We start from the raw sequence: 15299 nt of genomic DNA on the forward strand, positions 1-15299 counted from the left end.
AAAAGATGTCAGTTTTAGTATATACAGAATCAGAACAAGGAAAATTTAAAAAGAATGCTTTCGAGGTTGCCTCTTACGCTTCTGCAGTTGCCCAAATGATGGGTACAACTGTTACCGCTATTGCTTTCAATAGCACTGAGAACGAATCGCTGGGTGAATACGGAGTTTCAAAAGTAATTAATGTAAAGGATGATGCTCTTGCAACTTTCAATGCTGGATCATATGCCTCTTCTATTGCTGAAGCCGTAAAGAGCACAGATGCCAAAGTGGTTATTTTAAGCTCTAGCACAGATACAAAGTATTTAGCACCATTGTTATCGGCAAAATTATCTGCAGGTTACGCACCTAATGTAGTTCAAGCTCCAGATAGCACATCGCCATTTACAGTAAAGAGAACCGCCTTCAGTAACAAAGGTTTTGCACACACGCAAATAGATACCGATATTAAAATAGTAGGTGTATCTAACAATGCTTTTGGTGCTCATGAAAACAAAACGGATATTTCTGTTGAAGAAATAGGCGCAGCTTCAAATGCAGCGACAAATGACACCAAATCTGTTGAAATCGATAAAGTTGTTGGTAAGGCTACTATTGCCGATGCCGATATAGTCGTTTCTGCAGGTAGAGGAATGAAAGGTCCAGAAAACTGGGGAATGATTGAAGAATTAGCTGATGTTTTAGGTGCTGCAACTGCATGTTCAAAACCCGTATCCGACCTTGGATGGAGACCGCACGGTGAGCACGTAGGACAAACAGGAAAGCCCGTAGCAAGTAATCTTTACATCGCTATCGGTATTTCTGGAGCAATTCAACATTTAGCAGGCGTAAGTGCTTCTAAAACCAAAGTTGTGATCAATAATGATCCTGAAGCTCCTTTCTTTAAAGCAGCTGATTACGGTATTGTTGGAGACGCCTTTGAAGTTGTTCCTCAATTGATTGAAAAATTAAAGGATTTTAAAGCGCAAAACGGCTAAATTTTTGTTATTTTGTGCCCCTTAAAGGGCTGTTCGGATAGTTGGAGCCCCAAGTATTCGAACAGCCTTTTTTAGTTAAAATCCTATGAGTCTAGTACGATTAAAAATAAAAGGTATCTCTTACAGCCAAACTCAGAATGGGGCATATGCTCTTATTTTGAACGAGGTTGAAGGCGACAGAAAATTACCTATAGTCATTGGCGCTTTTGAAGCTCAGTCTATTGCAATTGCTTTAGAGAAAGAGATCAAACCCCCAAGACCACTTACGCATGACCTTTTTAAAAACTTCTCTGACCGGTTTGATATCGTTATCAAACAGGTGATTATTCATAAATTGGTAGATGGTGTATTTTACTCCAGTATTATCTGCGAGAGAGATGGTATCGAAGAAATTATAGATGCAAGAACTAGTGATGCCATTGCTTTGGCATTACGTTTCAATGCTCCCATTTTTACATATAAAACGATATTGGACAAAGCCGGTATTTTCTTGAAATTCTCTTCTAAAGAGAAAGACCAAAAAGATAACGATGACAGTATTATGGTCGATGAAATCTTGCAAGAAGGGGAAACTATAGAAATAGAATCCGGTGCATCAGACGGGTATACCGAACTTACTATAGATGAATTGGAAGCAGAATTAAAAAAGGCAGTCATCAACGAAGACTACGAAAAGGCGGCAAAACTGAGAGATGAAATCTCTAAACGTAATTAATTAAAGAGATTTGCATGAAGAATTGGGGTTGGGTTGTATTTATATGTTTTATTTTTTCGTTTTCTGCTTTTTCTCAAGATGCCGTTATTCAAGATAGCTTATCTACATTAACACCAAATAGTATTGTTGAAGATATTTCCAATCCTGTAGATCAAATAGTTCCTGTTGCAGGGTTTTCCATTCACAGTTTATGGAGAGGAATTTTAGGGATGGCTGTTTTAATATTTATATCTTTTTTGTTTAGCTCCAATAGAAAAGCAATTAATTGGAAAACTGTTGGTATTGGTCTTTCAATACAACTTATAATTGCTATTGGTGTATTAAAAGTAAGTTGGGTTGAGAAAATTTTTGATTCTATAGGAAAAGTTTTTGTTAAGATATTAGAATTTACCACCAAAGGAAGTGAGTTTATTTTTAAAGGCCTTGTTTCGGACATGGATACATTTGGCTACATATTTGCTTTTCAGGTATTACCAACAATCATCTTCTTTTCTGCTCTGACCTCTGTATTATTTTACTTAGGTATAATTCAAAAAGTAGTCAAAACGCTTGCTTGGCTTCTATCAAAATCATTAGGCATTTCAGGTGCTGAGAGCTTAAGTATTGCTGGCAATATATTTTTGGGGCAAACAGAAGCTCCATTATTGATTAAGCCATATTTAGAGAAAATGACAAAGTCTGAGATTTTATTGGTAATGATTGGTGGTATGTCAACATTAGCTGGTGCTGTACTTGCTGCATATATAGGATTTTTAGGTGGAGATGATTCAGAATTACGTTTAATCTTTGCTAAACACCTTTTAGCTGCATCCGTAATGGCTGCTCCTGGAGCCATAGTAATATCAAAAATACTATACCCACAAACCGAAGAAATAGACACCAATGTAGAAGTATCTACTGAAAAAATTGGCGCAAACATATTAGATGCAATTGCCAACGGAACAACAGAAGGTTTAAAATTAGCGGTTAATGTAGGGGCTATGCTATTAGTATTTGTTGCATTTATAGCTATGATTAACGGTATATTCGAATTTACAGGAGATTTAACAGGATTAAATGAATGGGTAGCAAACAATACTAGTTTTGAAAGGTTTTCCTTAGAAGCAATTCTAGGAACCATATTCGCTCCATTAATGTGGATAATAGGGGTAGCCAATGAAGATATTATGCTCATGGGCCAACTACTAGGAATTAAACTTGTTGCCAGTGAATTTGTTGGATACACTCAACTTATAGAGCTAAAAGATATGGCAAGCGCTACACATTTGACCTATAACAAATCAGTAATAATGGCAACATTTATGCTATGTGGCTTTGCAAACTTTGCTTCTATTGGTATTCAAATTGGCGGTATTGGATCTCTTGCTCCAGGGCAAAGAAAAACGTTATCCGAATTTGGAATGAAAGCAGTTTTAGGCGGTTCTTTAGCATCATTACTTTCTGCAACTATCGCAGGTATGATTTTAGGGTAAAAAGCCCCTTAGCCCCCAAAAGGGGAATACTTATTATTTCGTTGATAATTATTGATAACTGAGAAGTTATTCCTCTGTTTTACATATCATCTTTCTTTATTTTTGAAGTAACAAAAATCATTACTCCGCAAAAGTTCTATGTATAGGGCTGTGCAGGAGCTTTATTCTTATGAAACAATACCACGACTTACTTAATCACGTATTAGCTGAAGGAAATCAAAAAGGTGACCGTACAGGTACAGGAACCAAAAGTGTTTTTGGGTATCAAATGCGTTTTGACCTCAGCGAAGGTTTTCCCATGGTAACCACCAAAAAATTACATTTAAAATCTATAGTGTATGAATTACTTTGGTTTTTAAAAGGTGATACCAATATTAAGTATTTACAAGAGAACGGTGTTCGCATTTGGAACGAATGGGCAGATGAAAACGGAGATCTTGGTCCGGTTTACGGGCATCAATGGCGTAATTGGAACGATGATGGGATTGATCAAATAAAAGAGGTAATTCATTCTTTAAAAACTAATCCTAACAGCAGAAGAATGTTAGTTTCCGCTTGGAACCCTAGTGTTTTACCAGATACATCCAAGTCTTTTTCAGAGAATGTAGCTAACGGCAAAGCTGCTTTACCACCCTGCCATGCATTCTTTCAATTTTATGTGGCAGACGGAAAATTATCTTGCCAATTATACCAACGTAGTGCAGACATCTTTTTAGGAGTGCCCTTCAATATTGCATCTTATGCTTTATTTACCATGATGATGGCGCAAGTTTGTGGCTACGAAGCTGGAGATTTTATTCATACTTTCGGTGATGCCCATATTTACAATAATCATATGGAGCAGGTTGAATTGCAACTAAGCAGAGAGCCTAGAGCATTGCCAAAAATGAAAATAAATCCTGATGTGAAAGATATTTTCGACTTTAAATTCGAAGACTTTTCATTAGAGGATTATAATCCGCATCCTCATATAAAAGGGGCGGTAGCTGTTTAAACTATGAAAATAAAAGCATCTATTTTACTTATCGTTTGTACTTTCATTTCAATGAATTGTTTTTCTCAAGATGATTCTATTTATTTTCCACAAGAAGAAATAATAATTGATGAGTGTGCAGATGCTTTAGATAAAAATGATTGCTTAAGTCTTAAAATTGAAAATGAAGTTCTTGATGTAATAGAAGATTTATTCAAAAAAAGAAATCAGGAAATAGATACTTTAAAAACTTGTGTCATTTTCAGTCTAAATGACTTGAATCAAATTAATGAGGAAAGAATTTATACTTCTGTAAATGATAAAAAACTTAATAAAAAATTCTATAAAGAACTAAATAAAAGAATCGCCAACTTAAATATTTTAAGAGTCGACAATAAAAAACCTATAAAGAATAGACCTAAATACGTCTTGAATTACGATTACCTTACAAACGATAATCTATTAAAAAAAATTCCTTTAGATAGTAGTTCTACTTTCACAGGTGGTATTATTGAAGAAGTTCCTTTATTTCCAAATCAGGCAAGGGTAGATGATCTAACGGATAGAAGAACCTTTAATTCACTTATGCAACAGCATATTGGCTCTCACTTTAATTACCCAAAAGAAGCTATTGCAAAAAGAATAAGCGGCAGAGTAAGTATCATGTTTACTATTGACAAAGAAGGCAATATCGGCAACATTAAGACAAAAGGTCCATCTCCTATTTTAGAAAATGAAGCTATAAGAATTATTTCTTTGCTACCAAAACTTCAACCAGGAAGCCAAAATGGTTCTCCTAAAACGTTTCCATATTCAATTCCTATAACCTTTAAGCTGCAATAGCATTAATTTCTATATTAATCGGATTAAACCCAGTAGTTCAATTTTAATTATCTTTCAATAAAATTGTTCTTATGGTTAGTACTGATACGCTCATAGATTTCTTTTTAGAAACTAGGGAGCATACTGAGGTTATTTGCAAACCTCTTGAAATTGAAGATTATGTGGTACAACCCATTATAGACGTCTCACCGCCAAAATGGCACTTAGGGCATACTACCTGGTTTTTTGAAGAATTCATTCTAAAAAACTACGATACAACTTATCAGGTTTTTGATGAAGATTTTTCTTTTGTATTCAATAGCTACTATGAAACCGTTGGCAAACGAGTTGTACGTGCCAATCGTGGCAACCTTTCTAGACCTTCAGTAAAAAAGGTTTATGAATACCGTAGCTACGTAACCCAAGCAATGAACAAATTGCTAGAATCAAATAATGACCAAACACTATTAGAAGTTCTTGAAATAGGGATTCATCACGAGAAACAACACCAGGAATTACTACTAACGGATATTAAATATATTCTAGGCAACAATCCGCTTTTACCAAAATACACGAACTCTTTTGAGGAATTCACTATTGAAAAATACCCTCAAAACTGGATTTCGATGAGCGAAGGCATTTATGAAATAGGTCATAATTCTACAGACTTTTGTTTTGACAATGAATTAGGGAGACACAAAGTATACCTACATGATTATCAAATATCAAACAAACTAGTTACCAATGAAGAGTATATTGAATTTATAAAATCGGATGGTTACAAACGTTTTGACCTTTGGCATGCCGCTGGATGGGATTGGGTTCAACAAAATCAAGTAAACGCTCCATTATACTGGCACGAAATTGACGGAATTTGGCATTATTATAGCCTTAAAGGATTAACTGAAGTTGATTTAGAGGCTCCTGTTACCCATATTTCTTATTTTGAAGCATTTGCCTTTGCACAATTTAAAGGATGCCGTCTACCTACCGAATTTGAGTGGGAAGCTGCACAGAACCTTTTCAATTGGGGACAACGATGGGAATGGACCGAAAGTGCGTACCTACCCTACCCCAACTACAAAAAAGTAGATGGCGCATTAGGCGAGTATAACGGTAAATTTATGGTTAACCAGAAAGTTCTTAGAGGAAGCTCTATAGCCACACCCAGCAAACATGCTAGACATACGTATCGCAATTTTTTCCCAACAGACTTAAAATGGCAGTTCACCGGAATAAGGTTAGCCAAATAATTACGACATACTAATTATGCAAGACACTAAAACAGTACCAGTTGTTTCAACTGAATTTGAAAAAGAGGTTTATTCTGGATTAACCGATTCCCCTAAACACCTCTCCTCAAAATATTTTTACGATAAGAAAGGCGATAAGCTTTTTCAAGATATTATGGCGATGCCAACTTACTATCTTACTGATTGTGAGTATGAAATCCTTGAAAGTAATAAAGAAGAAATTACCGAATTGTTCACCGGTTTTGGTTCCTTTGATTTAATAGAACTTGGAGCAGGAGATGGTAAAAAGACTAAAATTTTATTAAAAGAATTCAGCGACAAGAATATAGATTTCACATATGTGCCTATAGATATTAGTGACAATGCGTTGAACCAACTTCATAATTCTATTGAAAAAGAATTACCAAAAATCAATGTTCAGCCTTTTCAAGGCACCTACTTTGAAGCGCTAAAAGAAATTAATAACCGTAAGAACAGAAAAATCATTTTATTCTTAGGGTCTAATATTGGCAATTTAGAACACGATCAAGCAGTTGGTTTCATGAATAAGATTCAGAAACTAATGCAACCGAACGATTTACTTTTTATGGGATTTGACCAAAAGAAAAATCCGCAGACCATATTAGATGCTTATAATGACCCAGAAGGTGTTACTGCAGCATTCAATAAAAATGTTCTGGCTAGAATAAATACAGAGCTTAATGCAGATTTTAACTTAGACCATTTTTTACATTGGGAAGTGTACAACCCAGAAACAGGATCTGCTAAAAGCTACTTAGTCTCTAAGACCGAACAAACAGTAAAAATTGACAAACTTGATTTAACGGTTAATTTCAACCAATGGGAAACCATACACACAGAAATTTCACAAAAATATGATGACGAAATCATTTCATGGTTAGCCAATGAATCTGGACTGCAAATGACCACAGAGTACGAATCTAAAGCATATGGATATAAAAATTGTGTGTTTAAAAAATCTTGATTTTAGATACATAAATCTCATAAAAAAGCCTGCTATTAAAAATAGCAGGCTTTTTTTATATCAGTATGATTATTCTACAATTCTAAAACAGCATTTTCAGAACCAGCAAAATCATTCCATTGGTAACGATCTGCTTCACCATCATTTACATATTCACCATCTACAATATATTTAAACTCAAAAGAATTCTCTTTTGGCAGATCAAATGTTCCTTTGAAAGTACCGTTCTTTTGTTTTTTTAAAGCGCTCTTCTTAGCATTCCAATTATTGAAATCGCCTACTACAGCTACTTTCTTTGCATCGTCTGTAGGCACTGTAAAAGTAACCTTACAAACTGGCTTAGTCTTTAAATATTTTTTTGCAATTGCCATGATATTAAATTTAATATTTTAAGCAAAACTAGCACAATAAAACACTCATTTACAATACTTAAGGTATTTTTATCAAATCCTTAATAATAATCCTTTTTTTAGATGCACAACAAAATTTAAGGATAAAAAAATTCTTTATTACGAATACCGTTAGCTTGTTTTTAAAATTTTAACAATGGCATCTATCTCTGCTTCCGTATTGTAGAAATGAAAACTTAACCTTACACCATTACCACGTTGTGCACAAAATACATCGTTATCTTTCAATTTTTGAAAAGTAGCGTCATCCGCTTTAATATTGAAAATGGTACTATGTTCTTTTCTATTTTTAATTTCATCGGATAACAGACCTAATTTTTCAAATTCAGACTTTGCCTTCTTTGCCAACCTACGATTATGTGTCGTAATCTTATCCATCCCTATTCTTTCAAAGAAATCAATAGAATACTTCAAGCTTCCAAAAATCAATGAAGATAAATGACCAGGTTCAAATTTCTTGGCAAACCTAATTTCAGTTTTTTTATCGAAATCACCATCTGCCGCATTAAAACCTATATTATTTATGGCAAATTCATTCTTAACTTGATCTGAGAATAACATAAAACCATTACCATAACCAGCCAATAACCATTTATACGCACTAGCTCCCAGAACGTCAATTCCAGAATTATCAAAATCAAAACTAGCACTGCCACAAAACTGGGTACCATCTACCATGATAATTAATTTGGGATTATCTTTTTTTAATTCCTTCAAGAAATCCAAATCAATTGTAAATCCGTCTAACCACTGAACCAAGCTCAAGGCAAGGACATCAATTTTTTGGTTGGATACGGCTTCTTTAATTCGCTCTTCTAAATCAGTAGTCTGTGCTATATAAGACACCTCAAAATCTCTATTTTCAAAACTCCAATTAAGAGAAGGATAATCATTCTCTACAAGTAACACCTTTTTATCCTCATCCAATCCTTCTAGCAAAATATTGAGTCCTGATGAAAAATTACTGACTAATGCAACATTCTGTCGTTTGCAGTTAAAGAACTTACCAATGGCAGAACGTGTATCTGATATTACTTTTAAAGACTTTTCGCGCATATCGCTACCATCTATTAGAAAGTCTAAATCATGCTCTTGACGCCATTCTAATAAAGAATCATATAGCAAACCATACACTGCGGTGTTCGCATAAATACCTTTTCTTAAAACTGGGAATTCCTTTCTAATTTTTTCCATTGGTTATAGGGTATACTACAATTGCTGTATCTTTATACCAAAGATAGGAAGAGTATGTTTTCTAGAAATAAAAATACCTCCAAATTAGATTTAGAACAGCATGAGCTGTTAGAGAACGCTCAAAAAAGAGTGAAACAAAAGAAACGTCTTTATACGCATTTTGTAGTCTTTTTAGTAGGTAGCGTCTTCTTGGTCCTTATCAATAAAATATTAAAATACGGACAAGAATATAATTGGTTCGTTTGGGCAATTACTTTTTGGGGCTTTTTATTTGTTCTTCATGTTTTCAACGTTTTTATTACTAATAAATTCATGGGCACCGATTGGGAGCGCGCTCAACGAGAGAAATTGGTTGAGAAGCAAAAGAAACGCATTGCCGAAATGGAGAAAGAAATTGAACAGGAAATAACACCACCTTTATCAATTAAGTAAGAACCTAAAAAAAAATTGCTTTGAGAACACTTATAATGATAGCTGCCGCTGCAGAAAATAATGCATTAGGCAAAGACAATGATCTACTATGGCATTTACCAGATGATTTTAAAAGGTTCAAAAAACTAACCTCTGGGCACAAAATTATAATGGGTAGAAAAACATATGAGAGTTTTCCAAAGCCGTTACCAAACAGAACACACATTATTATTACCAGAGACAAGGACTACAGTGTTGAATTCGATCAATGTATAGTGGTTCATTCTCTTGACGAAGCCATAAATTTAGTTGAAAACGAAATTGCATTTATAATTGGAGGTGGAGAAATATATAAGCAAGGTGAAAAGGAATCTGACAAAATTGAGCTTACCAGAGTTCATGGTTCTTTTGAAGATGCCGATACTTTCTTTCCAGAAATAGATGAGAATTATTGGATGCTGACGAAACAAGAATTTCACCCAACAGATGAAAAGCACAAGCTTTCTTTTACCTATTTAACTTACGTAAAAAAAGAAACGGCCCTTAAAAATCTTTAAAGGATACAGAATGTTTGACTTTTGCCGGACTTAAAATGGAAGCTAGCACTTTCTCATCTCCATTAGTGAAAAATTGATGCGTTCCCAACTCATTGGAATTGGTTAATAAATTATTTTGCTCCAGCACTGATTTAGTCTGTCTTGCCACTGCCTGACCTGAGTCTATTATAGTAACATTTTCTGGCAACATTTTTTGTAATAAGGGAATTAAGTATGGGTAATGCGTACAGCCTAACACCAGATAATCCATTCCTTTTTCTAGCATTGGCATAATATAACTTTCTAAGAGAAGGTACAATTCTTCACTTTCAAGATGACCATTTTCAATCATTTCAACCAAGCCTGTACCTCGCTGCTCCAATATGGTAATACCTGCCGCATGATTTTTAGAAGTACTATGAAACAAACTACTTGACAAGGTTCCTTTTGTAGCCAAAACACCTACAATCTTGGATTTTGAATTTATAGCCGCAGGTTTTATTGCAGGTTCTATACCTATAAAGGGAACGTTGTAATTTTCCCTTAAATAATCTATTGCATTGGTCGTTGCCGTATTGCAGGCAACGACTATTAATTTACACCCCTTGCTTAACAAGAATTCCGTATTCTTTATACTGAGCGCTAGAATTTTTTCTTCTGGTTTTTCTCCATAGGGTGCATTCTTGCTATCTGCCAAATAAATACACTCCTCTAAGGGTAAAAGTTCTTGAATTTCTCCCCAAATAGATGTTCCCCCAATACCTGAGTCAAAAATACCTACGCCCCTGTCATCCATATTATTTTATCACCTCGGTTATAGGTTTACCAGTTGTACCGTTTGGAAAAGATATTCCCAACAAAGCAGAAATAGTTGGCGCGATATCTGGTATTTCTGTTCTGTTAACCGTTGAACCAGACTTTATACCTTTACCATAAAACAATAATGGTGCATGCGTATCATATATTTGAGGTGACCCATGTGTAGAACCAGTTGTACTGTATGAAATATACCCTGGTTTTAACACTACCAACACGTCACCAGATCTCTTTTGATTATAACCGTTCTGAAGTATATATGGAATACCTGATGTGTAGTTGTTAGACCACATTTGACTTGCAGTATACACCCTATCTATTGCATCATAACCCAAAACTTCTTGAGCTATTTCAACTTGTACGTCTGCCAAACTAAGATCTAAATTCTTTACTATTTTATGGTCCAAGAATATTTGATCATTGGAATAGTTTTTTATAATATCTTCAGTACCATATTTATACTGCAAAAACTCGTTTAATCTTTTTTTATTAGCAGCTGTGTCCACATATCCAGAAGGGATTTTTTCACTTTTTAGATAGGTTGGCACCTCAACAGCACCATGATCCGCAGTTAAAAACAGGGTATACTCCCCTTCGCCCACGTTCTTATCCAACGCCTTGAACAGTCTTGCCAAGTCCGCATCTAATCTTAAGTACGTATCTTGAATCTCTTTTGAGTTAACACCGAACATATGCCCTACGTAATCTGTACTTGAAAAACTTACTGCAAGAAAATCTGTAATGTCATCCTTACCCAAATTCTCTTGCTTCAATGCTTCAATAGCAAAATCAGCAGTCAAAGAATTACCAAATGGTGTTGCCTTAATAATATCAAAACTTTTATTCTTATCTAAAAGTTCTGCAGGGTTATGCGGAAATGAAGTGGTTGCTTCGCCCTCAAATTTACCTTCAAATAAATTATTATCGGTTCCGCTCTCTTTATATTCTTTAATATCTTTTAAGGTATTCCATACTTTCTTGTATGATTGCGCTGTACCTGATGAATTAAAATCATTTACCCATTTAGGCAATTGCGTCATATAAAATGAACTTGTTATCCAATTACCTTCATCTGCGCCATGAAACCAATATGCTGCGTTAGCTGTATGCCCACCAGGCAACACAGCACCTCTATCCTTTAATGCAATAGCAATAGTTTTGCCTTTCATTTGGCTACTTAAACGCACTTCATCCGTTATGGTCGTAACTCCCATACGATGTGGAGACATTTTACCCTCATCTGCAGTTGTACCAACAGAAGTATATGTATCATCACTTGCGCAATATACACTGGCATCTAATTCCTTATCATACCAATTATTACCAATAATGCCATGTACCGCAGGCGTTGTACCGGTATACACAGATGTGTGACCAGGACCTGTACTGGTAGGCGCGTAGTTGAAATGATTATTCTTACAATTAAAACCTTGCTCAACAAGTCTTTTAAATCCGTCATTTCCAAAGTGATCATAAAAACGAGTTAAATAATCATAACGCATTTGATCTACTACAATACCTACAACCAATTTAGGCTTCACCCTTAAAAGATTGTCATTGCGGGTTTCTTTATTTTTCTTTTGTGCGCTTAATACGCTTACAAATAACATGGTGCTTACTAACAAAGAAGCAACAAAATAATTTTTCATTTTCATTGAGATAGGATTGTAGCACAAATGTAAATAATTTACACCTTTAAAGATTAAACGGAGGTTAAATCAAGTCCTTTATTGTTATTTTTACGGTAAGAATTTTATTTTTAATAAATGAACTATTTAGCATCTGTAGGAAGCTATGCAATTATGATCCGTGAGGTTTTTAAAAAACCGACCAAGTGGAGAATAATGAAGTCACTTATATTAAAGGAAATAGACGAGTTGATTTTTAGCTCATTAGGTATTATCATTTTTATCTCCTTTTTTATTGGTGCCGTTGTAGCCATACAAACAGCACTTAACCTTACCAACCCGTTAATACCAAGAGACCTAATTGGTTTTGCAACGCGCCAATCGGTTATTTTAGAGTTTGCGCCAACTTTCGTTTCTATTATAATGGCAGGTAAAGTAGGTTCTTATATTACTTCTAGTATTGGTACAATGCGTGTTACAGAGCAAATTGATGCTTTAGAGGTTATGGGTGTAAACTCATTGAACTATTTAGTATTCCCTAAAATTATTGCTATGTTATTTTATCCTTTTGCCATTGCCATTTCTATGTATGTAGGAATATTTGGCGGATGGATGGCCGGCGTTTTCGGCGGATTCTTAACTAGCGAAAATTTTATTACCGGTTTACAAGCAGATTTTGTTCCTTTTCATATTGCATACGCTTTCGTAAAAACTTTAATTTTCGCATTTGTTATTGCTACCATCCCTTCTTTTCATGGTTTTTATATGAAAGGTGGTGCGTTAGAAGTAGGTAAAGCAAGTACAACTTCATTTGTTTGGACGAGTGTTGTAATTATCATTCTTAATTATATTTTAACACAACTTTTACTAGGATAATGATAGAGGTACGAGACATACACAAATCTTTTGGCGACGCTCATATTCTTAAGGGCATAACTACCACCTTTGAAAAAGGAAAAACAAATTTGGTTATTGGACAAAGTGGATCTGGTAAAACCGTTTTTCTTAAATGCCTACTGGGTCTTTTTGAACCAGAAGAAGGCGGCATTGCATACGATGGTAAATTATATTCAGAGCATTCTGATGATGAAAAGCGCGATTTGAGACAAGAAATGGGCATGGTATTTCAAGGTAGCGCCCTATTTGATAGCATGAGCGTTGAAGGCAATGTGATGTTTCCTTTGGAAATGTTTACCAAGCAGTCTAAATCTGAAATGAAAGACCGCGTAGATGCCGTTCTAAAAAGAGTAAACCTAATTGATGCACATCATAAATTCCCTTCCGAAATTTCTGGAGGTATGCAGAAACGTGTAGCAATTGCCCGTGCAATTGTTATGAATCCAAAATATTTATTTTGTGACGAACCTAATTCTGGTCTGGATCCTAAAACGGCAATTCTAATAGACGACCTGATCAAAGAAATTACAGAAGAATATAACATTACAACGGTCATAAACACTCATGACATGAACTCTGTAATGCAAATTGGAGAAAAAATAATATTTCTTAAGGATGGACTTTTAGAATGGGAAGGTACTAAAAACGAAATCTTTAAAACCGATAATGAGGCGGTTACAAACTTTGTGTATTCATCTGACCTTTTTAAGAAAGTGCGCCAAATGTATATACAAGAACAAAACTAGTCTTTAGGCATTTCCTTAATTTGGATATTCTTATTATCCAATCTAAGCCTCAACCACTCTTGCAGCTTAGCCATATCCTTAACTGTTTCGGCTCTTTTAGCTTCTTTTTTCCATGTGACTTCAAATAAGGGAATACTATCCGTCTTTGTAAAATCTGTCGAAATTAAATATGCATATCCAATTCTATCCAAGTTTTCGTAATTGGTCTTTGCTTCAAGACTAATCTCTTTAAAAGGGATTTGATTTGATGAAATTTGATTTAAACGCATCAGCTCCGTCTCTAGAACCTGTATTTTCTCATCTTTACTGGTCAGAATACTTTTCTGAGATTCATATAGCTCATTTACGTATTTAAGTTCATTTGCCTCATCGCTTCTAGAACCCTGAACAACGGCAAGCTCAGTACCATTTAATTGTTTATAATCTGCCATCTGTGTACGCCACGTAGCAATTACATTTTCTGGTATTCCCTCATTGCCCATAAAGAATAATTCTATTTTAGAATTACCTTCATCATCATAAACCACCTCACTAAAATCTCTTAGAAATTTACCTTCTCCCGTAAATTGATATGGTTCTATTTTCTCTGTAATAAAGGACTCTGCATCTCTATTAAACAATGATTTTTTAAATACATTGTAAAATGTAATACCAGCAGGAATCATTACCAATACAGCTAATAAAGAAGCCAACCTAGCTATTAATTTTCTTCGTTGCGAATTCACGTAACGAACCATGGGAAATTTTAAGAGCTTAATCACCAAAAAGGTCGCCAAGGCTATAAAAATAGTATTGATAATAAACAGGTACATTGCACCTGTAGCGTACTCAAAATTACCAATTGCCAAACCAAAACCTACTGTACATAAAGGCGGCATTAATGCCGTTGCTATTGCAACACCAAAAATAACACTAGCTATAGTACCTTTTTTAGCACGGGCAATTACCAATGCCAAGCCACCAAAAAATGCTATTAAAACATCTCTAATATCCGGCTCTGTTCTAGCTAGAAGCTCTGAAGACTCATCTCTAAGGGGAAAAAAACGATAAAATAAATATGCGGTAATGACACTAAGTACCACCATTACCGCAAAGTTCTTTAATGATCTTTTTAAGGTATCTATATCATTGATTGCCACAGACATCCCTATTCCTAAAATAGGTCCCATTAATGGCGATATTAACATGGCGCCAATAACTACCGCAGTAGAATTGGCATTAAGACCTATGGATGCAATAAAAATGGAACATATCAAAATCCAAGAAGTATGCCCCTTAAAAGGAATATCGGCTATAATAGCTTCTTTAGTCGCTTGCTGATCTGTATTGGTTCTAATATCCAACAGCTCAGAAAGGAACTTTTTTACACTACCTAAAAGACCTTGAAAATCTTTTTTTACTTCTTCACTACCACCACCTTCATTACTAGTAGGGGTAATATTATCTTGATTAAGATTGTTCTCCATA

16 protein-coding genes are annotated in these 15299 nt (G+C 34.9%); 11 read left to right on the plus strand and 5 right to left on the minus strand.

Annotated features, from left to right (window positions below):
• Nucleotides 1–5: 5 nt before the first annotated feature.
• The 7 genes from P177_RS15920 to egtD all read left to right on the plus strand — a co-directional run bounded on the left by P177_RS15920 (nucleotide 6) and on the right by egtD (nucleotide 7194).
• Nucleotides 6–974, plus strand: coding sequence for an electron transfer flavoprotein subunit alpha/FixB family protein (locus tag P177_RS15920; protein ID WP_036156336.1), 969 nt, complete (start codon nucleotides 6–8; stop codon nucleotides 972–974).
• 85 nt (nucleotides 975–1059) lie between these two features.
• Nucleotides 1060–1689: a bifunctional nuclease family protein gene (locus tag P177_RS15925; protein ID WP_036156338.1), complete on the plus strand. Its 630-nt coding sequence runs from the start codon at nucleotides 1060–1062 to the stop codon at nucleotides 1687–1689.
• Nucleotides 1690–1703: 14 nt separating this feature from the next.
• The gene (locus P177_RS15930; protein WP_036156341.1) at nucleotides 1704–3161 is read left to right on the plus strand and encodes a NupC/NupG family nucleoside CNT transporter; all 1458 of its coding nucleotides are present in this window, start codon (nucleotides 1704–1706) and stop codon (nucleotides 3159–3161) included.
• Nucleotides 3162–3330: 169 nt separating this feature from the next.
• Nucleotides 3331–4155, plus strand: coding sequence for a thymidylate synthase (locus P177_RS15935; RefSeq protein WP_036156343.1), 825 nt, complete (start codon nucleotides 3331–3333; stop codon nucleotides 4153–4155).
• A gap of 3 nt (nucleotides 4156–4158) precedes the next feature.
• On the plus strand, nucleotides 4159–4977 hold the full coding sequence (locus P177_RS19505; protein WP_084684716.1) for an energy transducer TonB: 819 nt from the start codon (nucleotides 4159–4161) through the stop codon (nucleotides 4975–4977).
• A 71-nt stretch (nucleotides 4978–5048) separates the two neighbouring features.
• Nucleotides 5049–6209, plus strand: a complete 1161-nt coding sequence (egtB, locus tag P177_RS15945) for an ergothioneine biosynthesis protein EgtB (protein WP_036156345.1) — start codon at nucleotides 5049–5051, stop codon at nucleotides 6207–6209.
• Between the two features lie 16 nt (nucleotides 6210–6225).
• On the plus strand, nucleotides 6226–7194 hold the full coding sequence (gene egtD / locus P177_RS15950; protein WP_036156347.1) for an L-histidine N(alpha)-methyltransferase: 969 nt from the start codon (nucleotides 6226–6228) through the stop codon (nucleotides 7192–7194).
• A 74-nt stretch (nucleotides 7195–7268) separates the two neighbouring features.
• Here the strand turns inward: egtD and P177_RS15955 are convergent, their stop codons facing one another.
• Both P177_RS15955 and P177_RS15960 read right to left on the minus strand, forming a co-directional pair.
• A complete protein-coding gene (locus P177_RS15955) occupies nucleotides 7269–7565 on the minus strand; it encodes an isoamylase early set domain-containing protein (protein ID WP_036156349.1) in 297 nt (98 codons plus the stop codon).
• 150 nt (nucleotides 7566–7715) lie between these two features.
• The gene (locus P177_RS15960; protein WP_036156351.1) at nucleotides 7716–8798 is read right to left on the minus strand and encodes an aminotransferase class V-fold PLP-dependent enzyme; all 1083 of its coding nucleotides are present in this window, start codon (nucleotides 8796–8798) and stop codon (nucleotides 7716–7718) included.
• A 54-nt stretch (nucleotides 8799–8852) separates the two neighbouring features.
• Here P177_RS15960 and P177_RS15965 point away from each other — a divergent pair, with 54 nt between their 5' ends.
• Together P177_RS15965 and P177_RS15970 are read left to right on the plus strand one after the other, a co-directional pair.
• Nucleotides 8853–9230, plus strand: coding sequence for a 2TM domain-containing protein (locus tag P177_RS15965; protein WP_036156354.1), 378 nt, complete (start codon nucleotides 8853–8855; stop codon nucleotides 9228–9230).
• A 35-nt stretch (nucleotides 9231–9265) separates the two neighbouring features.
• Complete coding sequence (locus P177_RS15970) at nucleotides 9266–9766, plus strand: dihydrofolate reductase (RefSeq protein ID WP_036156356.1); 501 nt, start codon at nucleotides 9266–9268, stop codon at nucleotides 9764–9766.
• On the opposite strand, the gene murI is transcribed toward P177_RS15970, so the two are convergent.
• Both murI and pafA read right to left on the minus strand, forming a co-directional pair.
• A complete protein-coding gene (gene murI / locus P177_RS15975; protein WP_036156358.1) occupies nucleotides 9753–10541 on the minus strand; it encodes a glutamate racemase in 789 nt (262 codons plus the stop codon). The genes P177_RS15970 and murI overlap by 14 nt on opposite strands.
• Nucleotide 10542: 1 nt before the next feature.
• Complete coding sequence (gene pafA / locus P177_RS15980; protein ID WP_036156360.1) at nucleotides 10543–12216, minus strand: alkaline phosphatase PafA; 1674 nt, start codon at nucleotides 12214–12216, stop codon at nucleotides 10543–10545.
• 111 nt (nucleotides 12217–12327) lie between these two features.
• Between pafA and P177_RS15985 the strand changes: the two genes are divergently transcribed.
• Nucleotides 12328–13065 (plus strand): MlaE family ABC transporter permease, encoded by a 738-nt coding sequence (locus P177_RS15985; RefSeq protein ID WP_036156362.1) that lies wholly within the window; start codon nucleotides 12328–12330, stop codon nucleotides 13063–13065.
• Nucleotides 13065–13832, plus strand: coding sequence for an ABC transporter ATP-binding protein (locus P177_RS15990; RefSeq protein WP_036156364.1), 768 nt, complete (start codon nucleotides 13065–13067; stop codon nucleotides 13830–13832). The genes P177_RS15985 and P177_RS15990 overlap by 1 nt, the downstream gene beginning before the upstream one ends.
• Here the strand turns inward: P177_RS15990 and P177_RS15995 are convergent.
• On the minus strand, nucleotides 13829–15298 hold the full coding sequence (locus P177_RS15995) for a DUF389 domain-containing protein (RefSeq protein ID WP_036156366.1): 1470 nt from the start codon (nucleotides 15296–15298) through the stop codon (nucleotides 13829–13831). The genes P177_RS15990 and P177_RS15995 overlap by 4 nt on opposite strands.
• Nucleotide 15299 lies beyond the last annotated feature (1 nt).

The organism is Maribacter forsetii DSM 18668, assembly GCF_000744105.1.
In the GTDB taxonomy this organism is placed as follows: Bacteria; Bacteroidota; Bacteroidia; order Flavobacteriales; family Flavobacteriaceae; genus Maribacter; species Maribacter forsetii.